The 26,093-nt window shown below is 66.9% G+C and carries 23 protein-coding genes and 1 pseudogene; 17 read left to right on the forward strand and 7 right to left on the reverse strand.

Annotation, left to right across the window (positions count from 1 at the left end; all coding sequences use genetic code 11):
- Positions 1 to 65: 65 nt before the first annotated feature.
- Positions 66 to 1,091 carry an ATP-binding protein gene (locus tag FHR04_RS10055; RefSeq protein WP_139402902.1) on the reverse strand — a complete coding sequence of 342 codons (1,026 nt, stop codon included), beginning with the start codon at positions 1,089 to 1,091 and terminating at the stop codon, positions 66 to 68.
- A gap of 285 nt (positions 1,092 to 1,376) precedes the next feature.
- Between FHR04_RS10055 and FHR04_RS10060 the strand changes: the two genes are divergently transcribed.
- From FHR04_RS10060 to FHR04_RS10070, 3 genes are all read left to right on the forward strand, one after another.
- Positions 1,377 to 4,643: a heterodisulfide reductase-related iron-sulfur binding cluster gene (locus tag FHR04_RS10060; protein WP_139403027.1), complete on the forward strand. Its 3,267-nt coding sequence runs from the start codon at positions 1,377 to 1,379 to the stop codon at positions 4,641 to 4,643.
- Between the two features lie 101 nt (positions 4,644 to 4,744).
- Positions 4,745 to 5,584 carry a DegV family protein gene (locus FHR04_RS10065; protein WP_139402904.1) on the forward strand — a complete coding sequence of 280 codons (840 nt, stop codon included), beginning with the start codon at positions 4,745 to 4,747 and terminating at the stop codon, positions 5,582 to 5,584.
- Positions 5,585 to 5,723: 139 nt separating this feature from the next.
- Entirely contained in the window at positions 5,724 to 6,818 is a 1,095-nt protein-coding gene (locus FHR04_RS10070) for a serine hydrolase (RefSeq protein ID WP_375782570.1), read from the forward strand.
- Between the two features lie 152 nt (positions 6,819 to 6,970).
- On the opposite strand, the gene FHR04_RS10075 is transcribed toward FHR04_RS10070, so the two are convergent.
- On the reverse strand, positions 6,971 to 7,573 hold the full coding sequence (locus tag FHR04_RS10075) for a Rad52/Rad22 family DNA repair protein (RefSeq protein ID WP_039684316.1): 603 nt from the start codon (positions 7,571 to 7,573) through the stop codon (positions 6,971 to 6,973).
- A 212-nt stretch (positions 7,574 to 7,785) separates the two neighbouring features.
- On the opposite strand from FHR04_RS10075, the gene hisB reads away from it, so the two are divergent.
- The 6 genes and pseudogenes from hisB to FHR04_RS10105 all read left to right on the forward strand — a co-directional run bounded on the left by hisB (position 7,786) and on the right by FHR04_RS10105 (position 14,030).
- Entirely contained in the window at positions 7,786 to 8,391 is a 606-nt protein-coding gene (gene hisB, locus FHR04_RS10080) for an imidazoleglycerol-phosphate dehydratase HisB (protein ID WP_139402906.1), read from the forward strand.
- Positions 8,388 to 9,029: an imidazole glycerol phosphate synthase subunit HisH gene (gene hisH, locus FHR04_RS10085; protein WP_139402907.1), complete on the forward strand. Its 642-nt coding sequence runs from the start codon at positions 8,388 to 8,390 to the stop codon at positions 9,027 to 9,029. The genes hisB and hisH overlap by 4 nt, the downstream gene beginning before the upstream one ends.
- Before the next feature lie 118 nt (positions 9,030 to 9,147).
- Positions 9,148 to 10,200, forward strand: coding sequence for a branched-chain amino acid aminotransferase (locus FHR04_RS10090; protein ID WP_139402909.1), 1,053 nt, complete (start codon positions 9,148 to 9,150; stop codon positions 10,198 to 10,200).
- A gap of 108 nt (positions 10,201 to 10,308) precedes the next feature.
- A pseudogene (locus FHR04_RS10095) lies at positions 10,309 to 12,181 on the forward strand (1,4-alpha-glucan branching enzyme); the annotation flags it as partial.
- 781 nt (positions 12,182 to 12,962) lie between these two features.
- Positions 12,963 to 13,229 (forward strand): hypothetical protein, encoded by a 267-nt coding sequence (locus FHR04_RS10100; RefSeq protein WP_039684307.1) that lies wholly within the window; start codon positions 12,963 to 12,965, stop codon positions 13,227 to 13,229.
- 102 nt (positions 13,230 to 13,331) lie between these two features.
- Positions 13,332 to 14,030, forward strand: a complete 699-nt coding sequence (locus FHR04_RS10105; protein ID WP_139402911.1) for a hypothetical protein — start codon at positions 13,332 to 13,334, stop codon at positions 14,028 to 14,030.
- 259 nt (positions 14,031 to 14,289) lie between these two features.
- Here FHR04_RS10105 and FHR04_RS10110 read toward each other — a convergent pair whose 3' ends face one another.
- A complete protein-coding gene (locus FHR04_RS10110; RefSeq protein ID WP_139402913.1) occupies positions 14,290 to 15,057 on the reverse strand; it encodes an ABC transporter substrate-binding protein in 768 nt (255 codons plus the stop codon).
- Between the two features lie 44 nt (positions 15,058 to 15,101).
- Between FHR04_RS10110 and FHR04_RS10115 the strand changes: the two genes are divergently transcribed.
- Entirely contained in the window at positions 15,102 to 15,548 is a 447-nt protein-coding gene (locus tag FHR04_RS10115) for a TlpA family protein disulfide reductase (protein ID WP_139402915.1), read from the forward strand.
- Positions 15,549 to 15,551: 3 nt separating this feature from the next.
- Here the strand turns inward: FHR04_RS10115 and FHR04_RS10120 are convergent, their stop codons facing one another.
- The 3 genes from FHR04_RS10120 to FHR04_RS10130 all read right to left on the reverse strand — a co-directional run bounded on the left by FHR04_RS10120 (position 15,552) and on the right by FHR04_RS10130 (position 17,530).
- Positions 15,552 to 16,697 (reverse strand): permease prefix domain 1-containing protein, encoded by a 1,146-nt coding sequence (locus FHR04_RS10120; protein ID WP_139402917.1) that lies wholly within the window; start codon positions 16,695 to 16,697, stop codon positions 15,552 to 15,554.
- Positions 16,694 to 17,017, reverse strand: coding sequence for a PadR family transcriptional regulator (locus FHR04_RS10125; protein WP_139402919.1), 324 nt, complete (start codon positions 17,015 to 17,017; stop codon positions 16,694 to 16,696). Before FHR04_RS10125 ends, FHR04_RS10120 begins: the two co-directional genes overlap by 4 nt.
- 144 nt (positions 17,018 to 17,161) lie before the next feature.
- Positions 17,162 to 17,530, reverse strand: a complete 369-nt coding sequence (locus tag FHR04_RS10130) for a YidH family protein (protein ID WP_170213913.1) — start codon at positions 17,528 to 17,530, stop codon at positions 17,162 to 17,164.
- Between the two features lie 72 nt (positions 17,531 to 17,602).
- On the opposite strand from FHR04_RS10130, the gene FHR04_RS10135 reads away from it, so the two are divergent.
- On the forward strand, positions 17,603 to 18,268 hold the full coding sequence (locus FHR04_RS10135; RefSeq protein ID WP_139402922.1) for a hypothetical protein: 666 nt from the start codon (positions 17,603 to 17,605) through the stop codon (positions 18,266 to 18,268).
- A gap of 77 nt (positions 18,269 to 18,345) precedes the next feature.
- Here the strand turns inward: FHR04_RS10135 and FHR04_RS10140 are convergent, their stop codons facing one another.
- Entirely contained in the window at positions 18,346 to 19,485 is a 1,140-nt protein-coding gene (locus FHR04_RS10140) for an NAD(P)/FAD-dependent oxidoreductase (protein WP_139402924.1), read from the reverse strand.
- Positions 19,486 to 19,887: 402 nt separating this feature from the next.
- On the opposite strand from FHR04_RS10140, the gene FHR04_RS10145 reads away from it, so the two are divergent.
- From FHR04_RS10145 to FHR04_RS10170, 6 genes are all read left to right on the forward strand, one after another.
- Positions 19,888 to 20,385, forward strand: a complete 498-nt coding sequence (locus tag FHR04_RS10145; RefSeq protein ID WP_139402926.1) for a (2Fe-2S)-binding protein — start codon at positions 19,888 to 19,890, stop codon at positions 20,383 to 20,385.
- A gap of 88 nt (positions 20,386 to 20,473) precedes the next feature.
- Complete coding sequence (locus FHR04_RS10150) at positions 20,474 to 22,876, forward strand: xanthine dehydrogenase family protein molybdopterin-binding subunit (RefSeq protein WP_139402928.1); 2,403 nt, start codon at positions 20,474 to 20,476, stop codon at positions 22,874 to 22,876.
- A 91-nt stretch (positions 22,877 to 22,967) separates the two neighbouring features.
- Positions 22,968 to 23,762 carry an FAD binding domain-containing protein gene (locus FHR04_RS10155; RefSeq protein WP_139402930.1) on the forward strand — a complete coding sequence of 265 codons (795 nt, stop codon included), beginning with the start codon at positions 22,968 to 22,970 and terminating at the stop codon, positions 23,760 to 23,762.
- 119 nt (positions 23,763 to 23,881) lie between these two features.
- Positions 23,882 to 25,057, forward strand: a complete 1,176-nt coding sequence (locus tag FHR04_RS10160) for an amidase (protein WP_139402932.1) — start codon at positions 23,882 to 23,884, stop codon at positions 25,055 to 25,057.
- Complete coding sequence (locus FHR04_RS10165) at positions 25,054 to 25,476, forward strand: hypothetical protein (protein ID WP_221265440.1); 423 nt, start codon at positions 25,054 to 25,056, stop codon at positions 25,474 to 25,476. Before FHR04_RS10160 ends, FHR04_RS10165 begins: the two co-directional genes overlap by 4 nt.
- Positions 25,473 to 26,036 carry a DUF1572 family protein gene (locus FHR04_RS10170; protein ID WP_139402933.1) on the forward strand — a complete coding sequence of 188 codons (564 nt, stop codon included), beginning with the start codon at positions 25,473 to 25,475 and terminating at the stop codon, positions 26,034 to 26,036. The genes FHR04_RS10165 and FHR04_RS10170 overlap by 4 nt, the downstream gene beginning before the upstream one ends.
- Positions 26,037 to 26,093: the final 57 nt, after the last annotated feature.

Consider the following 26,093-nt stretch of genomic DNA (forward strand, 5'->3'; position numbering starts at 1 on the left):
GGTGCGCGGTGCGCGGGACGCGGGACGGGAAAACTGCGCACCGCGCACTGCGTACTGCGGCCCCTTCACCCCCCCTCCGACATCGCCAAAGTCCCCTCCACCAGCGCGGCCAGTCGCTCGTCGCGGGCCACCAGTGCGGCCAGATCGCCCAGTTGCCCGATCGCCTGGAATTTGCTGACCAGCGTGGCGACGTACAGTTGCAGCCACTCCGGCCCAGCGCTGTCGGCCAGCCAGGTGAAGGCGTGGTAGGCGGCGTCGGCGCTCCCCGCGCGGGCGGCCAGCCCCACCACGGCGGCGTAGCGCACGCTGGGTTCGTCCGGTAGGCGCAGGCCCCCGCCCCGGCCTTCCAGCACAATGCCCAGATCCGGCAGTTGCTCGTACAGCCGCACGAAGGCGCTGAACTCGGCCCCGGCCGCCTCGCCAATCGCGGGGGCCACGTCCAGCCCGGCGCGGTGCAAGCCACTCGCCATCTCCCAGGCGCGCGGACTGGGCCACGCGGGCTGCTGCGGGTCAAGCCGGTGCAGCAACTCCGGGCGGAAGGTCAGGAAGGCGATGATGTGCTCGTGCAAGCCGCGTCCCAGCGCGTAGCTGCGCCACGAGTCGAAATCGGGCCGCACGGTCAGGTGCAGGAAACGGTTGGCGAGCGGCGCGGGCATGTCGAACACGCTGGCGCGGTCTTCCTTGCGGTTGCCCGCCGCCCACACGAACCAGCCGTCGGGCAGCACGTAACTGCCCACCCGGCGATCCAGAATTAGCTGCTGGGCCATGCCCTGCATGGTGGGCGGGGCCATGTTCACCTCGTCCAGAAACAGGACGCCGTGGCCGCCGCGCGGCAGGAACTCGGGCGGGTACCACTTAGACACGCCGCCGCCCTGGCCGTCCGCTTCCGGCACGGGCAGGCCGCGCAAGTCGGTGGGGGCCAGTTGCGACAGCCGCACGTCCACGAAATCCAGGCCGCGTTCGCGGGCCACCTGCGCCACCACGGCGCTCTTGCCGATGCCGGGCGGCCCCCAGATCATGGTGGACAGTTTGAGTTCGCCCGCGATCAGGGCGGACAGGTACGTTTGCAGTTCAGTGGCAGTCAGGGACAAGGGAAAAGCTCCTTTGGGGGGGATGGGGAAGGAACGCGCTCAGGCTTCAGAGGCTAGCGTGCCTGAGCGCCGCGCAATGGTGCGGGGGGGGCGGCCCCGGCCGCCCGACGCCCGCCGTGCCGTATGCTGGGGCCGTCTCCTTTTCGTGCTGCACGCCGCCGCCGCCGTTGCCCTCCCACCGGGCAGACCCCGCTATACTTGCACCCGGTTCAATATTTACGACAGGCCACAGGCGCAAGACAGATGGCCCAGACCCGATTCGATTCCACCGGAGGTTTCCCCGCCGTGCTGCCCCCCATCCATCAGATTCTGTTTTTCGTTTTTGCCGTCATCACCGGGGCCTTTGGCCTGTGGGGGTTCTACCGCCTGTACCTGCGCATTCGCCGGGGCGCCCCTGCCACCGAGCGCCGCTTCGACATTCCGGGCCGGCGAATCCTGGACGCCATCCGGGTCAGCCTGACCCAGGAGCGCACCTTCCGCCGCCGCACGGCCATCAGCGTGCTGCACAGCTTTATCTTCTACGGCTTCGTGTTCTACCTGCTGGTCAACGTGGTGGACGGGCTGGAAGGGTATCTCCGGTTCGGCATCTACTCAGACAACTTTTTCGGCGCGGCCTACAACCTGCTGGCCGATGTCCTGAGCTTCCTGGTGCTGTTCGGCGTGGTGGCGCTGGTGATTCGCCGCCTGTTCACGCCCTCAAAACGCGACTTCCGCTTCACCGAGAAGACGCTGCTGCACCCGCTGCTGAAGAACAACTACATCCTGCGCGACAGCCTGATCGTCTCGGCCTTCATCTTCTTCCACGTCGGCAGCCGGGTGCTGGGCAACGCGGCAAAGGTGATGGCCGAGGGCGGCGACGCTTTCCAGCCGTTCTCTAACGCGGTGGGCGCGGCGCTGTTCTCCGGGCTGGGTGAGGGGGCGCTGCTGAACTGGCGCATCTTCGGGTTCTGGGGCGCGCTGGGCAGCGTGCTGCTGTTCCTGGCGTACTTCCCGTTCACCAAGCACATCCACATCTTCATGGCCCCTGTGAACTACGCCCTCAAGCGCCCGGTGGGCAGCGGCGTGCTGCCGCCCATGAAGGGACTGGAGGAGGCGATGGAGGCCGACGAGCCGCGTCTGGGCGTGGAAAAGCTGGAAGAACTGGAATGGCCGCGCCTGCTGGACGCCTACGCCTGCATCCAGTGCAACCGTTGCCAGGACGTCTGCCCGGCCAACGCCACCGGCAAGGCGCTGTCGCCCGCCGCGCTGGAGATCAACAAGCGTATGGAGCTGAACGTGATCGCGGCGCATCCCAGCCCCTTCACGCTCAAGGCCGCGCCGTTCGAGTCCGGGGCCAGCACCGCGCACCCGCTGCTGGAATACGCCATCAGCGAGGAAGCGGTGTGGGCCTGCACCACCTGCGGCGCGTGCATGCAGGTCTGTCCCGTGCAGGACGAGCAGATGCTGGACATCATCGACATCCGCCGCCAGCAGGTGATGGTGGCCGGGGGGTTCCCGCAGCAGCTTCAGACCGCCTTCCGGGGGATGGAGCGGGCCAGCAACCCCTGGGGCATCTCGCGCGACAAGCGCATGGAGTGGGCCGAGGGCCTGAAAGTGCCCACCATCGAGGAGAACACTGAACCCGACGTCATCTACTGGGTGGGCTGCGCCGCCGCCTACGATCCGGGGGCGCAGAAGGTGGCCCGCTCGTTCGTGCAACTGCTGGACAAGGCCGGGGTCAATTACGCCGTGCTGGGCAAGAAGGAGGCGTGTACCGGCGACAGCGCCCGCCGCGCTGGCAACGAATTCCTTTACCAGACGCTGGCGCAGGAGAACGTGGAGACGCTGAACAGCATTCGCCCCAAGCTGATCGTCGCCACCTGCCCGCACTGCATGAACATCATCGGCAACGAGTACCCGCAGATCGGGGGGCACTACAAGACCATCCACCACACCGAGTACCTGGAAACACTGGTGGCCGCCGGAAAGCTGCCGCTGGCCGAACTGGCCGACAACGTGACCTACCACGATCCCTGCTACCTGGGCCGCCACAACGGCGTGTACGACGCGCCCCGCACCCTGATTACCAAGATGGCGGGCGAGGTGCTGAGCCTGGAACGCGAGCGCGACAACAGCTTCTGCTGCGGCGCAGGCGGCGCGCAGTTCTGGAAGGAGGAGGAAGAAGGCCGCGAGCGCGTCTCCGACAACCGTTTCCGCGAGTTGCAGGCGCGGCTGGACGGGGCGAAGGCCGCCTCCGACGAGTTCGAGCAGACCGGGAAAGTCGTGGCCGTGGGCTGCCCGTTCTGCAAGGCCATGCTGAACAGCACGCCGGAAAAGCAGAAGCGCGACGACATCGTGGTCAAGGACGTGGCCGAATTGATGCTGGAAAGCATGCAGCGCGCCACCGGGGAGTGGGTGGCTCCGACGGGGCCTGTCGCGGACGCCCTGCCCACCGAGCAGCCCGAGGTGGTCAGCGCCCCAAACGCCGAGGTGCCGATGGAGCGCACGGGCGCGGTGCGATCCGCCGACGCGCCGGACGCGGTGGTGGGGGAAACCTCCGCCGATGTGGTGAACGCGCAGCCGGGCAGTCCCGTTCAGAACGCCGATACCCAGCCCGAGCCGCAGGCCGCACACCCTGAGCAGGTCACGGAGCGCAAGGCGTGGAAGCCGAAAGCGGAGCCGGACAGCACGCCTGTACCCGCCGAACCCACCCGCAAGAGCTGGAAGCCCAGGGCCGGAGCGGATGAGGTCAGCGCTGAGCCTGTTCAGTCCAGCGACGAGCCAGCAGCAACAGCAGAGGCGACTCCAGCCCGCAAAGCCTGGAAACCGAAAGCGGGCGGGGATGATGTCGCCCCGGCTGAAGCGTCGGCCCCCGCCGAACCCGCCACCCGCAAGGCCTGGAATCCCAAAGCCAGGGCGGATGATGTAAGTACTGCTCCCGTCGGTTCCGAACCGGCCATCTCAGAATCCGCCGCCGAGGCCCCGGCCCGCAAGGCATGGAAGCCTAAGGCCAAAGCCGATGACGTGAGCGCCGAACCAGTCTCGGAAGCCTCTGCCCCTGTCGCCGAAGCCGCGCCCACCCGCAAAGCCTGGAATCCGCAGGCGAAGGCCAGTGCGCCTGCCGAAGCGCCTGCGAGCGAGACGGTTCAAATGGCGCCCGCCGAGGCTCCAGCCCCCGCTGAACCTGCCCCTCAGACGGGCGAGCGCAAGAAGTGGACGCCGAAGGCGAAAGCGGACAATGCTGAAGCGGAGACCGTCTCCGCTCAGGCCGAAGTCCCGGCACCCGCACGAGCGTCCGACTCGGCCGCAACCGAAGCAGAAGCGCCCCAGCAGCCCGCAGCGGCCCAGGCCGCGCCCGCCACGCCCACCGAACGCCCGAAATGGCAGCCGAAAGCGAAGGTGGACGTTGCTCTACCCGCCGAAGCTGTCCAGGCCGCGCCCATCACCGAGCATGTGGAACTGTCCGAAGTCGGCGAGAACTCCCTGGAAGAAGGGCAGCAGGCCACCTCCCAACCCGCCTCCGAATCCGGCGAGACAGGACGCAAGAAGTGGGTGCCGAAGAAGAAAGATTGAATCCAGCTGCCTCAATTCAGACGCCGTCCACCCCGGGCGGCGTTTTCCTTTGCACCCGGTTCAAGGGCTGACAGAATTCAATGTCACGCTAAGATCGGCCCATGACCATCGCCATCGTCACCGATTCCACGAGTGACCTCAGCCCGGAACTGTGCGCCCAGCACGGGATTGTCAGCGTGCCCCTGTACGTGTTGTTCGATGGCCGGATGCACAAGGACGGTATAGAGATCACGCCGCCGGAACTGTTCGCGGGCCTGCGGGCGGGCAAGAAGACGCCCAGCACCTCGCAGCCCAGCCCCGCCGAGTTCGCCGAGGTGTACACGAAGGCGCTGGAATCGGCCGATCAGGTGCTGAGCGTCCACATCAGCGGGCAACTGTCGGGTACGGTGGGCAGCGCCCGACTGGCGGCGCAGGACTTCGGCGGACGGGTGACCGTGCTGGACACCGGCTCGGTCAGCATGGGCCTGGGCATGCGCGTCTTGCGCGCCGCCGAATTGGCGCGGGCCGGAAAAACCGTTCCCGAGATCCTGGCCGAATTGGAGCGGGTGGGCCGGGAAGCCGACATCCGATTCACGGTGGACACGCTGGATTTCCTGCGGATCAACGGGCGCATCGGTGGGGCGGCGGCCCTGCTGGGCGGCCTGCTGAACATCAAGCCCATTCTGGTGATCCGGAAGGGCCGGGTGGAGACGGGCGGGCGGGTGCGCGGCCACAAGAAGGCCGTGCAGGATCTGGTGGATCATACCCGCAAGTACGTGGAGGCCCACGGCGGCGCGCGGGTGGCCTTTCTGTGCACGGTGGGCGGCGAGGACTACGTGCAGGAGGTTCGCGCCGGCCTGAGCGGGCTGGACTTCACGGACATGGGTGACCATGGCATCGGCGCGGTGGTGGCGACGCACGCCGGGCCAGGGACGATGGGCGTGACCCTGGAACCCCTCTGAGGCGGTGGGCGGTTTTATCCACCACTGGGGACGCCGCGCCGCTGTCCTGTGCGGCGCCGCCGCGCTGCTGACAGGCTGCCACCGGGCGCCCGCCACGGCGGCGCAGGCCGATCCGGGGGCCGAACCATCGGTGCGGCTGGTGCCTCTGAAGCCCCGCCCGGACACCACGCTGCGCAGTCCGGTCACCAGTCGCACCGACGGCTGCCTGGCCGCCGCGCCCACCGTCGAGAAGGCGCCGCCCCCGCCCTTTGCCCTGAGTGGCCGGCTGGGGCTGTGGGTGGCGCAGATCGATCCGGTCACGTTGCAACCGGTTAGGGCCGTCGGTACCAACCCGGACAGCCTCTTTCCGCTGGCGAGCACCTACAAGCAGGCGGTGCTGTGGGCGCTGCTGCAAGAGTTCGACGCGGGCCGCCTGAGCCCCACCGAGCGCTTCGACGTGACCCGCGAGAACCAGAGCCTGGGCAGCTACCCCTTCGACGGCAGCAACATCAAGACCCTGAGCGTCCGCATGATCGCCAACAGCGACAACACCGCCACCGACATCCTGCACCGCCGCGTGGGGCTGCAGCGCGTGCAGGCCGTGGCCGATGGCCTGGGCCTGTGCCGCACCCGCCTGATCCTGCCCACCCGCGACTGGTGGGCGGCGCAGGCGGGATTGTCGGCCACCTTCAACGGCACGTCGCGCTGGGCCTCGGCCACGGGGGAGACGCGCGAGTGGCTGGCTGCTCTGATCGACGATGAGGCCCGCGCCTACCGCGCCGATTACGTGCAGTCCAAGCTGGACCGATACTTCGAGACGCGCCATGTTCCCGCCGACGATTTGCGCGTGCACAACCTCAGCACGCCGTACGAATGGGGCACGCTGCTGGCCCACGAATTCCTGCACTCCGGCCTGTCCCCCCGCGCCGTGAAGTGGCAGCGCGAGGTGATGGCGCTGGGCTTTGGCAAATCGGCACTATCCTGGGGGCCGCAGATCACCGCGTTTGGCGGCAAGGGCGGCAACGGCTGGGGCATCCTGACTTACAGCGGCTACTTCCAGACCAAAGACGGGCGGCAGGTCGTCTACGCCTTTATGCAGCACGGCGCGGACCAGACCTACACCATGCCCAACACCCGCCGCGCCTTCGCGTGGATCAACGCAGGCGTCGAGGCGGTGCTGGGGCCGCCGCCGAAGACGGGGGCGGGTCAGGACGGCACTGGCACGAAACCGCACTCTCCGAACACCAAACCGTAAGCCAGACAGAACGCGCCGCCGAGAAACCTTCTCTCGGCGGCGCGTTGCGGATGAACAGGTTTAGAGCAGCTGGGCCAGCGCGCCGCTCATCAGGATCAGGGCCAGCAGCCCAAGCATGACGGTCAGCAGATTGCGGGCAGAGGGGACGGGATTCACGCGGCCTGTCCCTGACTGACGGGCGACGGGTGAATGCTGCCCAGTGCGGCCTTGAGGTGCTTGTACACCTCGCGCTGCAGGTCCAGGTCCTCGGGCAGTTCGTAGCGCAACTGCTCCATGGCCTGCACCAGATGGGCGCCGCCGGGGCTGCGTTCGTGATCGGGCCGCGCCCAGTCGGGCAGTTCGGGCGTCGTCTTGGGCTGGCGCCGGGCGTCGTCCCAGTCCACCCACTGCTTGGGCAGGTCGTACAGGTAGCGCCCGATGCCGAACTGCACCGCGCAGCGCTTCAGGGCGTCCGAAGAGGCGGCCTTCAGGGTGCCTAGATTGCCCTCGCCTGCCTCGCCGATGTCCTCGCGGGTCACGCCCAGCACGGTCAGGCGGCCCTTGACGGTGGCGACGCTGGTGCCGGGAATCACCTCGATCTCGAAGGTCCAGGCGTCGGGGCAGATGGCGTCCAGCCGGTCCTGGACGGCGCGGGCGTCCACGTAGGACAGGATCATGGCGCGGCTGCGATCCTTGGTGAACGTCTGGGGCTTCCAGCCCACCAGATGGGACGGAAACGGGGCCTGGAGTCGTTTCTGAACATCGCTGAGCTTCATGCATTTAGTCTATAACAGAATAGAATTCTGGTCAAGACATAATCAGTACGATGGAGCGTCCTTCTGGCGAAGTGTTTCTCAGTGCTGTCTGGCGTTGATCCTGCTGCCAGAACTCGCGGCGACTCAGCCGATTCGCCAGGCCAAGCGCCCCACGCTGGGCTTTGTAGACGGCGAAGCGCTTCCGGTTTTTCTGTTCCTCTACACTCCTTGCCATGAGTCCCACGGCCCCCGCCCCGCGCACCGCATCTGTCACCCGGACAACCGCCGAGACCGACATCACGGTGCGCCTGGACCTCGATTCCACCGTTTACGACGTGTCACACAGTGGGCACGGCTTTTTTGACCACATGCTCGACGCCCTGGCCCGCCACGGCCGCCTGGGCCTGAGTGTGGCGGCCACGGGGGACCTGCACATCGAGCCGCACCACCTGATCGAGGACACCGGGATCACGCTGGGGCAGGCGCTGTCGCAGGCACTGGGGGACCGCCGGGGCATTGAGCGCTACGGCAGCGCCTTCGTGCCGATGGACGAGACGCTGGCCCACGCGGTCATTGACCTGTCGGGCCGCGCCCATCTGGCCTTCGAGCCGGAGACGCTGGACGTGTGGGGCGACGCGGGCGGCATGACCCACTACCACCTGCGCGAGTTCCTGCGCGGCCTTTGCAACCACGGCGGCGTGACGCTGCACGTGCGGGTGCTGGCCGGGCGCGAGGCCCACCACGTCATCGAGGCGGTCATCAAGGCGCTGGCCCGTGCCCTGCGCGACGCGGTGGCTGTGACCTCGGCCCAGATGCCCAGCACCAAGGGCAGCCTGTGAGCGCGCCTGATCTGAACCGTCCCGAAGTCCTCCTCCTGGACTACGGCGCGGGCAACGTCCGCAGCGCGGCCAAGGCGCTGGAGCGGGCCGGGATGAGGGTGCGCGTGTCGGCCAATCCGGCGGATGTGCCGCACGCCTCCGCGCTGGTGGTGCCGGGGCAGGGCCACTTCCGGCAGGTGATGGAGGCCTTCGACACGGGCGGCTTTCACGGCCCCGTGAGGGACGCGGCGCGGGCGGGGGTGCCGTTGCTGGGCATCTGCGTGGGCATGCAGATGCTGCTGAGCGACTCCGAGGAAGCGCCGGGGACGCCGGGTCTGAACCTGATTCCGGGTACGGTTCGCAAGTTCGTCGCCGCTCCGGGCCACAAGGTGCCGCAGATGGGCTGGAACGCGCTGGAACGGGTGGGCGAATCTCCGCTGCTGCGTGAACTGAACGGGCCGGCCTACGCCTACTTCGTCCACAGCTACTACGTGCCCGCCGAAGTTGCTGTGGAACACGGTGCGCTGGCCGAGTACGGCGTGCCGTTCTGGGCGGCCCTGAGCGTGGGCAACCTGCACGCCACGCAGTTTCACCCGGAAAAGAGCGGCGCGGTGGGACTGGCCCTGCTGGAGCGCTTCCGCCAAAACGTGCTGGGCTAGCGCCTGGGCTTGAGCCTCAATCGCGCTCGTGTGGCCGTCCGCTGGAGCGGGCCAGGGGGTGTGGCAAGCGCCTCTGCGCCGCCTTCCAACTGCGCCCCAAGTGCGCGACAATCGGGGCATGACCCACACCGCCTCCAAAGACGTCCCGAACATCGACTGGGCGAACCTCGGCTTCAGCTACATCCGCACGGACCTGCGCTACCTGTCGCACTGGAAAGACGGCGCGTGGGACGCCGGCACCCTGACCGAGGACAACGTGCTGCACATCGCCGAGGGCAGCACCGCGATCCATTACGGCCAGCAGTGCTTCGAGGGCCTCAAGGCGTACCGCTGCAAGGACGGCAGCATTAACATCTTCCGTCCGGACCAGAACGCCGCCCGCATGCGCCGCAGTTGCCGCCGCGTGCTGATGCCCGAGATCAGCGACGAGCAGTTCATCGACGCGGTCACGCAGGTGGTCCGGGCCAACGAGCGCTTTATCCCGCCCTACGGCACCGGCGGCTCGCTGTACCTGCGCCCCTACGTGATCGGCGTGGGCGACAACATCGGCGTGCGGGCGGCCCCGGAGTTCATCTTCGGCGTCTTCTGCGTGCCGGTGGGGCCGTACTTCAAGGGCGGCCTGACCCCGCAGAACTTCCTGGTGTCGGGCTATGACCGCGCCGCGCCGCACGGCACCGGGGCGGCCAAGGTGGGCGGCAACTACGCGGCCAGCCTGATGCCCGGCCAGCAGGCCAAGGAGACCGTGATCGACGGCCACCACTTCGCCGACGCCATCTACCTGGACCCCGAGACCCACACCAAGATCGAGGAGGTGGGGGCGGCCAACTTCTTCGCCATCACGCGCGACAGGCGTTTCGTGACCCCGAAGTCGCCCAGCATTCTGGAGAGCATCACCAAGTACAGCCTGCTGTGGCTGGCCGAACACCGCCTGAACATGTCCGTTGAGGAAGGCGACGTGTACATCGACAGGCTCGGCGATTACACCGAGGCGGGCGCGTGCGGCACCGCCGCCGTGATCACCCCCATCGGCGGCATCCAGTACGGCGACACTTTCCACGTCTTCCACAGCGAGACCGAGGCCGGCCCGGTGACCCGCCGGTTGTACGACGAACTGGTGGGCATCCAGTACGGCGACGTGCCGGCGCCGGACGGCTGGATCGTGAAGGTTTGAGCTAGAGCGCCGGATTTGCCGTTGGGGACGCGAATTTCCAGGGCGGCGGCCCCGTGATCGTCTGGACCGCCCCCGGTTGCGTTCACCGGACCCCGTTAGACTCCGGGCATGACTTCCCCGCTTCCCCTCGATCACGAACATCTCCAGAAGCTGGCGACGGCTGATCTGGTCCGGCCCGATCACCTGCTGGGCGCGCACCCCACCACCGAGAACGGTGTGGAGGGGGTGCGCTTCGCGGTGTGGGCTCCCAACGCCACCCACGTCAGCGTGGTGGGCGATTTCAACGGCTGGAACGGGTTCGACAATGCCATGCACCGCCTGGATTTCGGGTGCTGGGGCGTGTTTGTGCCGGGCGCCTGCCACGGCCAGCGCTACAAGTTCCGGATCACCGGCCAGCACGGCCAGACCCAGGACAAGATGGACCCTTACGGCACGTACTTCGAGACGCGCCCGGCCACCGGCAGCATCGTCTGGGACCAGCCCTACGGGTGGAACGACGACGAATGGATGAAGGCCCGCTCGGCCGGCTTTGACCGGCCCGTCAGCATTTACGAGTGCCACGCCCCCAGCTGGGGCCGGCGCGACGACGGCTGGTTCCTGAACTACCGCGATCTGGCGCACCGTCTGGGCGAGTATCTGCAGTACATGGGCTACACCCACGTCGAGCTGCTGGGCGTCATGGAGCATCCCTTCGACGGCTCGTGGGGCTATCAGGTCACCGGGTACTACGCGCCGACCAGCCGCATGGGCAACCCGGAGGACTTCAAATATCTGGTGGACCACCTGCACGGCAAGGGCATCGGCGTCATTCTGGACTGGGTGCCGGGCCATTTCCCCACCGATCCGGCGGGACTGGCAAACTTCGACGGCGGCCCGCTGTTCGAGTACGCCGACCCCCGCAAGGGCTTTCATCAGGATTGGAACACCTTGATCTTCGATTACGGCCGCAATGAGGTGGTGATGTTCCTGATCGGCAGCGCGGTCAAGTGGCTGCAGGACTTCCACGTAGACGGCCTGCGGGTGGACGCGGTGGCCTCTATGCTGTACCTGGACTTCTCGCGCACCGAGTGGCTGCCCAATATTCACGGCGGGCGCGAGAATCTCGAGGCCATCGCCTTCCTCAAGCGCCTGAACGAGGTCACGCACCACATGGCCCCCGGCGTGATGATGATCGCCGAGGAAAGCACTTCCTTTGCCGGCGTGACCACCCCGGCTCCCTTCGGCCTGGGCTTCGACTACAAGTGGGCGATGGGCTGGATGAACGACAACCTGGGGTACTTTCAGGAAGACCCGCTGTGGCGCGCGCACCACCACCACGCCCTGACCTTTTTCAACGTGTACCGCACCAGCGAGAACTACGTGCTGGCGATCAGCCACGACGAAGTGGTCCACCTGAAAAAGAGCATGGTCATGAAGATGCCCGGCGAGTGGTACGCCCAGCGCGCCCAGTACCGCGCCTTCCTGGCGATGATGTGGACCACCCCCGGCAAGAAACTGCTGTTCATGGGCCAGGAGTTCGGGCAGTCCACCGAGTGGAACCACGACACCGAACTGCCGTGGTACATGGCCGATCAGCCGGACCACCGCGGCATCATGAATCTGGTGCGCCGGTTGAATGACCTGTACCGCGCCCGCCCCGACTGGCACGTGGCCGACACCCGAGAAGAGGGCATGCTGTGGGTCAGCGCCGACGACGCAGAACACAGCGTCTACGCCTACCTGCGGCGTGACCCGAACAGCAACGCCTGGAGCCTGACCGTCGCCAACCTGACTCCGGTGTACCGCGACCTGTACCCCATCGGCGTGCCGCAGGGCGGCGATTACCGCCTGCTGCTGTCCACCGACGACGGTGAATACGGCGGCTTCGGCACCCAGCAGCCGGACCTGAGCGCCAAGGAGATCGGCTGGAACGGCCAGACCCACCACCTGCGCCTGAACCTGCCGCCCAACAGCGTGCTGGTGCTGGAGCCGGTATCGTTTCTGCCGCCCGAGGCCGTGGCCGGGATTGCGGACGTGACCGGACTGGCCGAGGGTCAGTCTGAAGCCGCCGGGCACGAGGGGGAGGGCGACGCATCCACGCCAAAGGACGCCGGGGACGCGCGGGCCAACGCCGCCGAGGCCTGCCTGATCCAGCCGGAGGAGGACCGCGCCCCCATGCCCGCAGGGGAGTCGGCCGCCGGGAGCGAATGGGTGGGTGGGCCAGCCATGCCGGAAGCGGACGCCGGTGCAGGGGGGGAAGGCCAGAGTGAGGCCCCCACCCCTGAACTGACTGCCGAGGGACGGCTGGCCGGCGGGGCGGCCGCATCTGACCTGAGCCCTGAGCTGCAGTCCGCGCCGGTGGAGCTGGAATTCACCCGGACCCTGACGGCGCGGGCCAGCCGCAGGGTGGCAGAGTCGTCGCAGGCTGAAGCGTCGCAAGCGGCGTCGGCGGAAGGACAGGCGGCAGGTTCGGAGAATGCGGGTGGGGTTGACGTGGGGCCGGCCGCGCCCAAAGCGGCCAAGCCCAGGGCCAGCCGCGCGAAGAAACCCAAAGTCGAAGCGGACGTGGGCGCAGAGGGGGCGGAACCCGCCAAGCCCAAACGGACGCGCAAGCCCAAAGCGGCCGCAGAAGAGAGTGCGGACGGCCCACCTGCCGAGGCCAGGCCTGCGCCCAAGCCCCGCAAGCCCAGGGCCAAGAAGGTGGCGGTGAAGGGTGGGGAAGCGCCGGTGCAGAACGCGCCAGCTCAGGACACAGCTCTTCAGGACCTCTCGACTGAAGAATGATGACCGGTCCTCGCCCCACGCCCGGTCCACTGACGCTCTTCAGTTTCGCCCTGCTGGGCCTTCTGGCGGTGTTGCTGCTGATTCCGCTGATCACCGGGGGGCCGCCGCCCAGCCCGTACCTGATCGCGGGCCTGCTGCTGCTGCGGCTGGGGGTGCAATTCCTGCGCTCGCGTCAGGACGAGCGGCTGCGGCGCCCGGCCAGCTGGGCCTTTGATCTGCTGCTGATCGGCCTGATCTTCTACGTGGCGGGCAACCAGCCGGGCTGAGCCGTCCTCTGCTCCCTCGTTTGTGACAAATGCCGCGCCAACGCCGCTTTTCTGTCAGAGGCCAGTCAGGAGGGGTCAGTTAAGCTGTGCAGCGTGAACAGCATGATCAGGTCAGTCTGGGCGAAGTGGGGGTTGATGGGCGGTATGTCGCTGGCGTTGGTGGCCTGCGGGGGGGCCGCGACGCCTCAAGCGTCCGATCAGCCCACCGTGGAGACGCTGAACGGTAAGGTGTCCGGCTGGCAGGGGGAAGGCCGGGTGGCGGTGCCGGGCCTGCCGGGCGTCTCATCCAGCGTGCATAGTGATGGGTCATTCACCCTGACGCTGCCCCCTGAAGCCGAGCTGGCCACCAGCGTTCTGTCGGCTGCCGGAATCACCGATAAACTGGGCTGCAGCGGAAGTGTGCAGAGCAGCGCTTCAGAGGCCCAGGCCTATGCGATCATGACCCTGGATGCCAGAGACAGCGCGGGACGCCGTCAGACCAGCGCGATCACGGGCAGCAAATCCGGGCTGCTCAGCCGCCGCGTCAATGCCCGCGTGTGGCTGTACAGCGACAGTCTGACCCAGCTACGCGGCACGGTGAACTGCGCCGCCGTCCTGAACATGGCGCAGATTCCTGAATTGCCGGTCACGGTGGCGGTCAATGCCAAGCCGGGCTGGAACGTGCTGGAACTGAACATCGACGCCAGTGCCAACGTTCTGGCGCAGGTCAACGCGTCGGGCTGGCTGGTCAACTCGGGTGCGGGCAGCAACCAGACCACCTTCCGCACCGTGCAGGAGCTTCAGGCACAGGTGGCGTTCTAGAGCAGTTGTCAAAAGAGCTGTTTCCTTTTGACCGAACGGATTGGCACAGCTTGCAGAGAGTGAGTGAATTTTAACGAGTAGTTGGGACTGATACAGCTCCGAAGGAGAGAATGGAGGCATCAGAAGTCTTCTTTTCTGATGCTGTCATTCGGACAACTGCTCTAGCGCTGGACCGACGCTCAAGCACGACAGGGCCGTCACCGGGAGTTCGCTTTCCCGGTGACGGTCTTTGCAGGGAGCGCGCACCAGCCGGGCAGTCCTACTTCTGCACGATCCACTTGTCCAGCAGCTTCTGGTACTCGCCGCTGGCCTTCAGGCGGGCCAGCGTCTTGTTGGCGGCGGCGGCCAGATCGCTGCCCCGCGCAAAGACCATGCCGTAGTCCTCGGCGGCCAGATCCTTGCCCGCCTGCTGGAACTGCCCCGGCAGCCGCTTTTGCAGGTCTGTCACGGTGGGGGCGTCCCCGATCAGGGCCACGATCCGCCCGGCCCGCACGTCGGCCAGCCCCGCCGCGAAGTCGTCGTAGACCTTGAGCGTCGCGCCCCCCGGCTTGAGCACGTCGTCGGCCACGTATTGCCCGGTGGTGTTGGCCTGCACACCAATGGTTTTGCCCTTGACGTCGGCCGGCCAGCTGAATTTCTGGGGGTTGCCGCCCTTGACGATAAAGACCTGGGCGCTGCGGTAATACGGGTTGCTGAACGACACCACCTTGGCCCGCTCCGCCGTGATCGTGATGGCACTCATCGCCATGTCCACCCGTCCGGACGTGACCGACTGCGGCATCAGCGCCCCAAAGCCCACCGCCTGAATCTGGAGCTTGACCCCCAGATCCTTCGCCACCGCCCGCGCGATGTCGACATCGAAGCCGGTGATCTGCCCGGCGCTGTCCTTGAACTCGAAGGGGGCGAAGGTGGGATCGGTGCCCAGCACCAGCACGCCCTTTTTCTTGACCTCGGCGACGGTGGTGGCCCCGGCAACGGTCAGGGCAGAGGCGGCGAGGGCGACGGCCAGCAGGAAGGCGCGTTTCATGCGCACAGGATACGGCGGAGGTTGGGCACGCTAGCCTCTTTTGCATGGACTGGCCTGAACCCGCTGACTTCGTTTACGGCGAACCGCTGCCGCCCCCCGCCGACTGGACGCGCCCCGGCGTGGTGATGACCTTCAACCTGGAATGCGCGGGCTGCGTGTCGCGCGGCATTCCCTTTCTCAAGGGGCTGCACGCCGAATTCGGGACGCGGGTCAACCTGCTGGCCGTCCACACCAGCCAGGGCCACCGCCTTCTTTCTCGCGCCGAGGTGGAGCCGACGCTGATCAAGTTTGCCCGCGACTTTGCCCGCCTGCCGTTGCCCGTTGCCCTGGACGTGTCCGGCGATCTGGCCCGCGCGTGGCAGACCGAGGGCACGCCGCACTGGCTGGCCTTCGCTCCCGGCGGCGAGGTGCTGCGCAGCGTGTACGGCAGCCAGGACAACGCCCAGACTCGCCTGCGCTACCTGCTGGAGGAGTGGGCGGGTCTGGAGTAGGGGTCAATTCGCGTCGGACGTGGTTCTGGCAGGAACGAAGATTCCGGATTTGAGCTTGTTGAGGGGGACATTGGTGACGCGGATGAGGAGGGCAGGGGTGCGGCCATCAGCCCTTTTCTGCTGGAGCTGGCGGAAGCTGGAGATAAACTGAAGGCGAGCCGAGTTGACCTTGATGTTCACGCTACCAGTCGAGGAGACCGGAGCGTAATGTGTCAGGTAGAAGTTGTCGTGACTGTGGATCACGGTCAACACCACATCGTCTGCTTTCAGAGCCGTCTGAATGGGATGGCTTCTTGCCCCAGTCATCCCGTCAGTCGTGTAGGCTCCAGGTTCCAGATTTGAAACCAGGCGGGGTGAGAGGCGGTTGTAAAAATCAGCTCCAGCTTGGGGACTGTGGGTACCGCTCATGGCGAAAACCTGCTGTTCAATGCGAAGCGTTGGCTGTTGGTAACCGCTGAGTATCTGGCGTTTAGAGCTGCTGGGCCAGATTAAAGACTGAGCAGGGAAATAGGATTGGCCTTCAAAGCGCGTCGTAACGCGGAAGCTCGCCCGCACAATATCTTCGGAGAGGGGGAAGGATATTTCCAGAACCCCATTGGGCTGCAAGCGCGTTTTCCCATCAAGCAGATGGATCATTCGTTCAACAGTATCCAAGCTCACCAGAGGTTCTGGCCCCGATAATCCTGGCACCAGCAACGGTTTGGGCGAGGAGGTGGGGAAATAGCACACGGTATTTTTCCAGTTGCTGATCATCGTTCCCGTCACGTTCTTGGGCTCAGTGCGCTCGCAGACAGGCATCGGGAGATTGGTAACCATAGGCAGCTGCGCCGTTTCGCGTCCCCCAGCCAACGCGTACAGCGCGGCACTCAGCGCCAACGCGCCAGCACCCGCCATCAAGATCAATTTGGGCATAAGGTACACTCCGGTCATTCCGGCGCTGACGCGGGCGGGCGAACCCAGCTCGGCCAGCGCGCGGGCAAGGGCTTCGGGTGGGGCCGCGCCGCACGCCTGAAGCTGCGCGGCGCGGGTCAGCAGGTGTTCTTCCAGTTCATCCCAGACTTCCCGCTGCTTTTCTCTGGGCAGGCCCCAGGTGGCGCGGCGCAGGTAGGCGCGGGCGGCGGGCGTGAGCTCCGTAATGGCGGCGGTCATGGGGTGCCCAGCCGGTTCACGGCCCCGGTGAAGCTGGCGAACTCGGCGCGTTTGACCGCCAGCATCTGCTGCCCGGCGTCGGTGATCGCGTAATACTTGCGCGGCTTGCCGTTGCGGCCCAGTTCGCCCGCCTGGGCCGAGAGCAGCCCCTCCTGCTCCAGCCGGTGCAGCGCGGGGTAGAGGCTGCCCTCCTTGAACTCGAAATAGCCGTCCGTCCGCGTCCGCGCCTCCTGGATGATGGCGAAGCCGTACAGGGGTTGCCGCTCCAGAATGGTCAGCAGGATCAGATCGAGGTTGCCGCGCAGCAAGTCAGGATTCATGGAGCCTCCGGAAATGTCATGGAGCGTTGGCCGCGTGGCGTCCCGCACGGCTGCCGCCCCTACATAGCTATGTCTGTCTACATAGACCGTCTGGGTACCGGATTTGTCAAGCCCAGTCTGTCTGGGTAGTCGGCGGCTGGGCCGTCACCACACTAGAAAGAGGCCGGCAATGCCCAGAGCGCTCAGCACCACCGCAAAAGCGCCGATCCACCACAACGACAGCGTGTGTTCCCCGCTGCTTTCCAGATCGCGGGCCGACTTGCGGTAGCTGTGAAAGCCGAAGGCCAGCACCAGCACGCCCAGGGCCACCAGCCCCACGGTCAGCACGCGCAGCAGCCAGCGCGGCTCCAGATCGCCGAACAACTGGGTGGCGGCCAAACCCACGCCAATGCACGACAGCGCGGTGCGGCCCCAGGCGGCAAAGGTGCGCTCGGAGGCCAGCGCAGTGCGCCGCTCGGCCCAGTCGGTGCGGGTCTGACCCAGACTGCGCTCCTGGTTCCGGAAGTCTGCCATGTATTCCGAGTGTAGGCAGCCCCGTCCAGCGGTGGCCTCAAAACGCCTTCCCCGTGCCGTTATCCTGGCCTCATGCGCCCGTGGATGCTCCAGGCCCCAGACCATGCGCTGACCGCCTCCGATCTGGCCGCGTTCGCCGCAGCCTGGGCGGCGCGTGATCTGTACCAGTTGCCCGAAGGCGTGCCTCGCTGGCTGTTTCTCCAGTGGCTGACCGAGCAGGGGTATCTGCTTCATGGCTCTCAACAGCCGGGAATCACCCGCTTCGAGCCGCGCACGCCGTTTGACCGCAGCCCCGACGACTTCAGCAAGCGCACCGGCGTTTTTGCCGCCTCGGATGGATTGTGGGCCATGATGTACGCGCTGCGCGACAGGACGAAGGTGCAGCGCATTCTGAACATGGCCCTACGCCTGGAGACGGACGTGGGCTGGTCACCGACGCAGTATTTCCTGTCCCTCGCGTCGCGTGAGTCGGGTGGCAGTGATCCGCGTGAATTGCTGGCCCCCGGCGTCATCTACGTGCTGCCTGCCAACGGTTTCAAGCAGATGCCGCCCTACGATTGGCCCGGTCTGGGCCGGGTGCTGGAGCCACATTGGGTGGGTTCGCAGGCGGTGGAGCCGCTGTGGAGCGTGCCCGTGACGCCTGCCGACTTCCCGCTGTCCGTCCGCCTGCACGACGCGGCGCGGGTGGACGCGCTGGCCCAGGCCGATCCCTGGGGCTTTCCCTGGCTGCGACACTGAGCTGAACCACTGGGCCGGAGCGCTGAACTGAAAAAGGGCCGGAAGCTCACGCCTTCGGCCCTTTTTTTGCTCCTGATTCAGTCGATGCTGGCCCGCCAGCGCCACTCCGACGCCCGCTTCATGACGTGAGCGATACCGCCAGTGATGGCGAGCTTCTGGTTCCACGGCAGCTTCATCCAGCCCACGGCCATCAGCCCGCCCAGCGACACGAACTCGCCCAGGGTGGTGGGTTCGTAGGGCTCGGTGTCCTCGCCCTTCGCCAGGCGCATGATGTTCTTGCCCGTCAGGCGGCCCTGCTGCCCGGCGTGCTGGGCGGTGGTGGGCACCGGCTTGCCTTCCTGGTTCAGCGCCAGACCCATGTCGCCGATCACGAACACTTCGGGGTAACCCTTGGCGCGCAGCCGATCGTCCACGGCCACGCGTCCGCCGGGGCCTTTCTCCAGCCGCTCACCCTTCAGGATGTCGCGGGCCTGGATGCCGCCCGTCCAGATGATCTTGCCGGCCGGAATGATCTTCTGCTCCTCGTCGGGCGTCTGCACGGTCACGGTGTCGGCGGTGGCCTGCATCAGGCGGTGGCCGGTCATGACGTGGATGCCGTAGTCCTCCAGCGTGCGCTGGGCCTTGCCGCGCAGGGCGTCGTCCAGCACCGGCAGGATCTTGGGGCCGGCCTCCACCAGATAGATGTTCATGGGGGGCAGGCCGCGCGCCTTGCTCAGCAGTTCGGCGCGCTGGGCCAGTTCGGTGACCAGTTCCACGCCGGTCAGGCCCGCGCCGCCCACCACGATGTCGCGCACGCCCTTGAACTCGCCGCTGTAGGCCCGGTTGACGAAGTTGAAGATCTCGTCGGCGTCACTCAGCTGCTTGAGTTCGCTGGCGTTCTCGGCCAAGCCGGGAATCCGGTAGAAGTTGGTCACGCTGCCCAGGCCCACCACCAGGGTGTCGTAGGTCAGCACGCGCCCGTCTTTCAGCGTGACCTCGCGCTCGTCGAGGTTGACGCCTTCCACGCTGGCCTGCTCCAGCTCCACGCCAGTGCCGCGCAGCAGCGGGGCCAGTGGCAGGGTGACGCGGGTGTTGTGCGCGGCGGCCTCGTGCAGACGGGTTTCGAAGGTGTGGAAGGCGTTCTGCTCGACCAGCAGGGCTTCCAGACCAGGGTGGGGCTTCATTTTGGTGGCGACGGCCAGACCTGCATAACCGGCACCGAGGATCAGGGTTTTCATCGTCATGCTCCTGTGAACGAATTCACGATTGAAGTGCTGGACAGCAAACCAGCTTTGGCCCAGTGTACACCGTCTCTGACGCCAGGCTGTACCCTTGGCAACCGTTGTCTGAGCATGCACAGGCCCGGTTGTGGGACGGTCACTCCGCACGCAGATCATGCGAAGTTCCGGGCAGGGCGGGGTCTTGGACGCGCGCCGCTCCGGCTGTGCCCTGGGCTGAGGGCTGGCCTACAGCTCAGGCCGGCTGTTGTGTGCTTGAATATGAACGGTCAGACAATCCAGACGAGACGTCATCCGGCGTGCGTCCTTTTTCTTCTTTCAGACCGCCGCGTCCGGGGTGGAGGTGCGGGGTTCAGTGCACCCGATCTTCAGAGCCCGGTCATCCCAGTTCAGGAGGCACCCATGAACGTGACAGTGAACGTCAACGGCAAACCCTACACCCGCGATGTGGAGCCGCGCACCCTCCTCGTCCATTTTCTGCGCGAGGATCTGCTGCTGACCGGCACCCACGTCGGCTGCGACACCAGCCAGTGCGGGGCCTGCACCGTGCATATTGACGGCGAGGCGGTCAAGAGCTGCACCGTGCTGGCCGTGCAGGCCGACGGTATGGACGTCAAGACCATCGAGGGCCTGGGCACGCCCGGCGAGTTGCACCCCCTCCAGACCGGTTTCTGGGAAAAGCACGGATTGCAATGCGGCTTCTGTACCCCCGGCATGATCATGGCGAGCGCGGAACTGCTCAAGCACAACGCCAACCCCAGCGAGGAAGAGATCCGCTACCACCTGGAAGGCAACTACTGCCGCTGCACCGGCTACCACAACATCGTCAAGGCCGTGCAGCACGCGGCGGAGATCATGGCCGGCGGCGCGGAGCAGGGCGGGCAGGCCGCAGACGACTGAGTACGCGGTTCGCAGGACGCAGGACGCGGGACAAGAGGGTTGACCGCGCACCGCGCGCCGCGCACCGCCTCCCCCTGGAGGCAACAAGATGACCGACAACGCCAACGAATCCCGCACCGACAAGTACGTCGGCCAGGCCCTCAAGCGCAAGGAAGACCCGCGGTTCATCACCGGCGCGGGCAACTACACCGATGACATCGTGTTGCCGGGCATGCTGCACGCCGCAATGGTGCGCAGCCCGTACCCGCATGCGAAGATCAACGGCATCAACAAGGAAAGTGTCACCGAGATGCCCGGTGTGGTGGCCGTGCTGACCGGGCAGGACATCGTCGATGCGGGCATCGGCAGCATTCCGGTGGGCTGGCTGCTCCCGGAACTCAAGACGCCCGCGCACCCGGCGATTGCATTGACGGAAGCCAACCATGTGGGCGACATCGTGGCCGTCGTGATCGCCGAGAACCGCGCGCTGGCAGAGGACGCCGCCTCGATGCTGGAAGTGGATTACGAGCCGCTGCCTTCGGTGGCGTTTGCGGGCGCGGCCATTGCCGAGGGCGCACCCGTCGTTCACGACGACGTGCCGGGCAACGTGGCCTTCAACTGGGAAATCGGCGATTCGGTGGCCGTGCAGGAGGGGTTCAACCGCGCCCACAAGACGGTCAAGCTCAAGCTGACCAACCAGCGCCTGATCCCCAACGCCATCGAGCCGCGTGCGTCCCTCGCGCAGTTCACTCCGGCCAGCGGCGAGTACCTGCTGTACACCACCTCGCAGAACCCACACATTCACCGCCTGATTCTGGCCGCGTTCGTCATGAACATCCCTGAACACAAGCTGCGCGTCATTAGCCCGGACGTGGGCGGGGGTTTCGGCTCCAAGATCTTCCAGTATCAGGAAGAGGTCATCATGCTGCTGGCCGCCCGCCTGACGGGGCGCCCGGTCAAGTGGACGGCGCGGCGCAGCGAGGCGTTCGTCAGCGACATGCAGGGCCGCGATCACGAGACCGAGACCGAGATGGCGGTGGACGAGAACGGCAAGATGCTGGCCTTCCGCGTCAACACGTTGGCGAACCTGGGCGCGTATCAAACGCTGTTCGCGCCCGCCGTGCCCACCTACCTGTACGGCACCCTCTGCAACGGCGTGTACAAGCTGCCCGCCGTCCACGTCAAGGTGCAGGGCGTGATGACCAACACCGTGCCGGTGGACGCCTACCGGGGCGCAGGCCGCCCGGAGGCCACCTACGCCATCGAGCGCACCGTGGACGCGATGGCCCACGCCATCGGGGAAGACCCCGCCGAGTTCCGCCGCAAGAACTTCATCCAGCCCGAGGATTTTCCGTACCAGACCCCGGTGGCCCTGGTCTACGACAGCGGCAATTACGAACCCGCGCTGGACATGGCCCTCAACATGATGAAGTACCAGGAGTTGCGCGCCGAGCAGGAAAAAATGAAAGGCAGCAACAAGATTCTGGGCGTCAGCGTGATCAGCTACGTGGAAGCCTGCGGCCTCGCGCCGTCCGCGCTGGTGGGCCAGCTCGGCGCACAGGCCGGGCAGTGGGAATCCAGCCTGGTGCGCGTGTACCCCACCGGCAAGGTGGAGCTGTTCACCGGCTCGCACAGCCACGGGCAGGGCCACGAAACGGCCTTCCCGCAGATCGCCGCCGACGAGCTTCAGATTCCGATTGAGGACATTGACCTCGTTCACGGTGACACGGGCCGGATGCCCTACGGCTGGGGCACCTACGGCAGCCGCTCGGCGGCGGTGGGGGGCAGCGCCCTGAAAGTCGCGTTGCAGAAGATCACCGCCAAGGCCAAGAAGATCGCCGCACACCTGCTGGAAGCCTCCGAGGAGGACGTGGAGCACGAGAACGGCGTCTTCCGCATCAAGGGCGCGCCGGATCAGTCCAAGACCTTCTTCGACGTGGCGCTGATGGCCCACCTGGCCCACAGCCTGCCCGACGGCATGGAGCCGGGGCTGGAGGCCACCGCCTTCTACGATCCCAAGAACTTCGTCTACCCCTTCGGCACGCACATGGCCGTGGTGGAGATCGACACCGACACCGGCAAGGTAGACCTGCGCAACTACGGCTGCGTGGACGACTGCGGGCCTCTGATCAACCCCCTGATCGTGGAGGGGCAGGTTCACGGCGGCATCGCCCAGGGTGCGGGCCAGGCCCTGTGGGAGGAGGGCGCATACGACGAGGAGGGCAACCTGCTGGCCGCGTCGTACATGGAATACACCATGCCGCGCGCCGACGATCTGCCGATGTACCAGATTGACCACACCGTGACCCCCAGCCCGCACAACCCGCTGGGCGTGAAGGGCATCGGCGAGTCCGGCACGATTGCCAGCAGCTCCGCCGTCGCCAACGCCGTGCTGGACGCCCTGTGGCACGAGTGCGGTATCGAGCATATGGACATGCCCTACACCGCCGAGAAGGTCTGGAAGGCCATCCGGGATTCGCGTGCAGGGATGGGGCAGGCCGCGGACGATTGAACGAGTGTGCGGTACGCGGGGTGCGGTGCGCGGTCTTTCACTGCGTACCACGTACCGCCTCCCGCGTACTGCCGACCAAAGGGAGGCAACCATGTATCCAGCCCATTTCGACTACCAAAAAGCCGCCAGCGTGGACGACGCCCTCAAGGCGATGGCCGACAATCCTGAACTCAAGATCATTGCCGGGGGGCATTCGCTGTTGCCCGCCATGAAACTGCGGCTGGCGCAGCCGCCCGCGCTGCTGGACATCTTCGGTCTGGAAGAACTCAAGGGCATCAAGGAAGAGGGCGACTTCTACGTGGTGGGCGCGATGACCACGCACGCTGACGTGCTGCGTAGCCAGCTTCCGCTGTTTCCCGAAGTGGCGGGCTGGGTGGGCGATCCGATGGTTCGCAACCGGGGCACCATCGGCGGCTCGCTGGCCCACGCCGATCCCAGCGCGGATTACCCGGCGGCGGCCCTGGCGACGGGGGCGGAGTTCGTCATTCGCGGCATGGGCGGCGAGCGTACCGTGGGCGCGGACGAGATGTTCCTGGGCATGTTCGAGAGCGCGGTGGAACATGGCGAACTGCTGACGCACATCCGCATTCCCAAGGGCATTACCGCCAGCGTGTACGAGAAATACCGCCACCCGGCCAGCCATTACGCGATTGTGGGCGTAGCGATGGCCCGCCATGCGGACGGCCAGATTCGCGCGGCCTACACCGGGGCGGCAGAGAAGGCCGCGCGGCTGCCCAAACTCGAAGAACGCCTGAATGCCGGGCAGGATGCCGGAACGGGCCTTGTCGAGGGCGCGGACATGCTGGGAGACCGCTTCGCCAGCGCCGAGTACCGCGCCCATCTGGTGGACGTGCTGTCGGATCGGGCGGCCAAACGCCTGGGCTGACAGCCTGCTCTTTGGTCTCCTCCCTCGGGTGTGGGAGGAGGCTTTTCTTGTGCTCGGTAGGAGCAGCAGATATTGGGCGAGACCGGGCTGCCCCCACTCTCAGGCTCTACTCTGTCTCCATGTCTTCCCCTCCAGATTTTTCGGACCCCCAGCGGGCCTGGGCCTACCGTCCTGCCGAACCTCTGGCGGGTGCCGCTGGCGGCCCGCTCTCGGGCCTGACCTTCAGCGTCAAGGATCTGTTCGGCGTTCCCGGTTGGCCGCTGACCGCCAGCACGCGCGCGCCCGTGCCCGAGGTGGGGGAGAGCGTGCTGGTGCGCCGCCTGCTGGAGCTGGGGGCCTCTGCGGTGGGCAAGACCCACCTGCACGAGGTGGCGCTGGGCATCACCGGCCTGAACGGCTACGGCAGCACCACCCATCCTTTTGATGCCCAGCGCGTCCCTGGCGGCAGCAGCAGCGGCGCGGCGGTGAGCGTGGCGCTGGAACAGGTGGATTTCGCGCTGGGCACGGACACGGGCGGCAGCATCCGCGTTCCGGCGGCGTGGTGCGGCGTGGCCGGCTACAAGCCCACCAAGGGCCACCCGGACTGGAGCACGCAGGGAGCGCTGCCGCTGTCGTGGACCTGTGACCACGCCGGGCCGCTGGCGCGTAATCTTGCCACCATCACGCGGGTGCAGGCAGCGCTCACCGGGCGGCCAATTCAGCCGCAGGGCTGGACAGGCGTGCGCGTGGGCCTGTGGTTGCCCGAAGGCTGGACCGACGATGCGGTGCGGGACGCGACACTGGCTTTCGCCGCCGATCTGGAGCGCCGTGGAGCTGAGGTCACGCCCGTTCACCTGCCGGAGATGCTGGACGCCTACTCGCCCATCGTCCTGAGCGAGGCGGCCCAGGTCCACGCCGAGGCGTTGCAGCAGGCTGATCCCGGCTTCCAGCCGTTCACGCTCTCGGCTTTGCGTCAGGGGGCGGCCCTCACGGAAGCGGAGGTGCAGCAGGCCTTTGACCGCCGCACTGACTATGCGTGGCTGCTGAATGGAGTTTTCATGGCTTTCGACGTGCTGTTGGCTCCCGCCGTACCCACCCCGCCGCCGTTGATCGGTCAGGACGAGGTGACGGTAGGGGAGGGCGTTCTGCCGCTGCGCCGCGCTGTCCTCAGACTGACGGCGCCGTTCAGCCTGCTGGGCGTGCCCACCGTGTCGCTGCCCACGGCCGCCCCGTCTGTCGGGGTGCAGCTGATCGGGCGGCACGGCGAGGATGACCGCCTGCTGGGCCTGGGACTGGCCTGGGAGCAGGGCACTTGAGACGGGCATTGCTGCTGCCGCTGCTTCTGGGGGCCTGTGCGCCAGCCGTGCGGCCCCAGCCGGTGCAGGTCTGGGAGGGTTCGGCGCGGGTGCTGCTGACCGTCCAGCAGTACCGCCTGATCTTTACCGTCGATCCCGTGAGTCACGCCCTGAGCGGCACGCTGGCCAACCTCAGCAGTGGGGACCGCTTTGAGGCCGCTGGAACGCTGCTGCCCGCTGGCGACGCGGCGGAACTGTCGGCCCAGGTCACGCCGGGCAACGCGCCCCGCTTGAACGCGGGCATCCTGGGCTTCGGGATCAGCGGGGTCACGTTCAAGTCCGACGCCTTTCTGAGCGGGCAGGTGCGGGGCGGGCTGTTTGACGGCAGCCTGCGCGTCAACGGCGTTCGTTACCCACTGACGCTGAGGCGGGTTCAGTGACCGCCCAGAGGGTGGCTGATCTGTACCTGTCGGACGTGCGCGGCCGGATGCGCGGGGTGCGGGCGCTGGGTGACGGCGCGCTGGCACAGCTTCAGGCCAGCGAGTGGCATACGCCGCTGGCGCAGGACGGCAACTCCGCCGCCGTGCTGATTCAGCATCTGGCCGGCAACATGCACTCGCGCTGGGGGGCGCTGCGCGGCGGCTACCGCGCGGGCACCGAGGGCGAGAGTGCGGGGCGCAACCGGGACGCGGAGTTCGAGGAGGGCGCCCTGGACGGAGTCACCCTCATGAAGCTCTGGGACGACGGGTGGCAGGTCTTTCTGGACGCGCTGGACCACCTGAGCCCCGACGATCTGACCCGCCCGCTGACCATCCGGGGCGAGACCCACACCGTGCTGGAAGCCATTCAGCGGCAGGTGGCGCACTACAGCGGGCATGTCTACCAGCTGATCCTGCTGGTCAAGACCCTGCGCGGGCCGCAGTGGCGCACCCTCAGCATCGCGCGCGGTGGGTCGGCGGCGTATAACGCGGCCCTGTGGCCGCCTGACGGGACCGCTTGAGAGGGTACGCCCTGCCTGAACGCTTGAACGGCGTACCAATCCGGCCCTGCCCGGCAG

Origin of the sequence: Deinococcus radiopugnans ATCC 19172 (assembly GCF_006335125.1) — a bacterium.
In the GTDB taxonomy this organism is placed as follows: Bacteria; Deinococcota; Deinococci; order Deinococcales; family Deinococcaceae; genus Deinococcus; species Deinococcus radiopugnans.

What these genes read in the sequence shown, in the direction of transcription:
- FHR04_RS10120 (WP_139402917.1), bottom strand. Translation starts at nt 16,697, where the DNA reads ATGACCGCCGCCATTACGGAGCTCACGCCCGCCGCCCGCGCCTACCTG.
- FHR04_RS10090 (WP_139402909.1), top strand. Translation starts at nt 9,148, where the DNA reads ATGACCCACACCGCCTCCAAAGACGTCCCGAACATCGACTGGGCGAAC.
- hisB (WP_139402906.1), top strand. Translation starts at nt 7,786, where the DNA reads ATGAGTCCCACGGCCCCCGCCCCGCGCACCGCATCTGTCACCCGGACA.
- FHR04_RS10065 (WP_139402904.1), top strand. Translation starts at nt 4,745, where the DNA reads ATGACCATCGCCATCGTCACCGATTCCACGAGTGACCTCAGCCCGGAA.
- FHR04_RS10125 (WP_139402919.1), bottom strand. Translation starts at nt 17,017, where the DNA reads ATGAATCCTGACTTGCTGCGCGGCAACCTCGATCTGATCCTGCTGACC.
- FHR04_RS10075 (WP_039684316.1), bottom strand. Translation starts at nt 7,573, where the DNA reads ATGAAGCTCAGCGATGTTCAGAAACGACTCCAGGCCCCGTTTCCGTCC.
- FHR04_RS10160 (WP_139402932.1), top strand. Translation starts at nt 23,882, where the DNA reads ATGTCTTCCCCTCCAGATTTTTCGGACCCCCAGCGGGCCTGGGCCTAC.
- FHR04_RS10140 (WP_139402924.1), bottom strand. Translation starts at nt 19,485, where the DNA reads ATGAAAACCCTGATCCTCGGTGCCGGTTATGCAGGTCTGGCCGTCGCC.
- FHR04_RS10135 (WP_139402922.1), top strand. Translation starts at nt 17,603, where the DNA reads ATGCGCCCGTGGATGCTCCAGGCCCCAGACCATGCGCTGACCGCCTCC.
- FHR04_RS10150 (WP_139402928.1), top strand. Translation starts at nt 20,474, where the DNA reads ATGACCGACAACGCCAACGAATCCCGCACCGACAAGTACGTCGGCCAG.
- FHR04_RS10100 (WP_039684307.1), top strand. Translation starts at nt 12,963, where the DNA reads ATGACCGGTCCTCGCCCCACGCCCGGTCCACTGACGCTCTTCAGTTTC.
- FHR04_RS10155 (WP_139402930.1), top strand. Translation starts at nt 22,968, where the DNA reads ATGTATCCAGCCCATTTCGACTACCAAAAAGCCGCCAGCGTGGACGAC.
- FHR04_RS10130 (WP_170213913.1), bottom strand. Translation starts at nt 17,530, where the DNA reads ATGGCAGACTTCCGGAACCAGGAGCGCAGTCTGGGTCAGACCCGCACC.
- FHR04_RS10145 (WP_139402926.1), top strand. Translation starts at nt 19,888, where the DNA reads ATGAACGTGACAGTGAACGTCAACGGCAAACCCTACACCCGCGATGTG.
- FHR04_RS10110 (WP_139402913.1), bottom strand. Translation starts at nt 15,057, where the DNA reads ATGAAACGCGCCTTCCTGCTGGCCGTCGCCCTCGCCGCCTCTGCCCTG.
- FHR04_RS10105 (WP_139402911.1), top strand. Translation starts at nt 13,332, where the DNA reads ATGATCAGGTCAGTCTGGGCGAAGTGGGGGTTGATGGGCGGTATGTCG.
- FHR04_RS10115 (WP_139402915.1), top strand. Translation starts at nt 15,102, where the DNA reads ATGGACTGGCCTGAACCCGCTGACTTCGTTTACGGCGAACCGCTGCCG.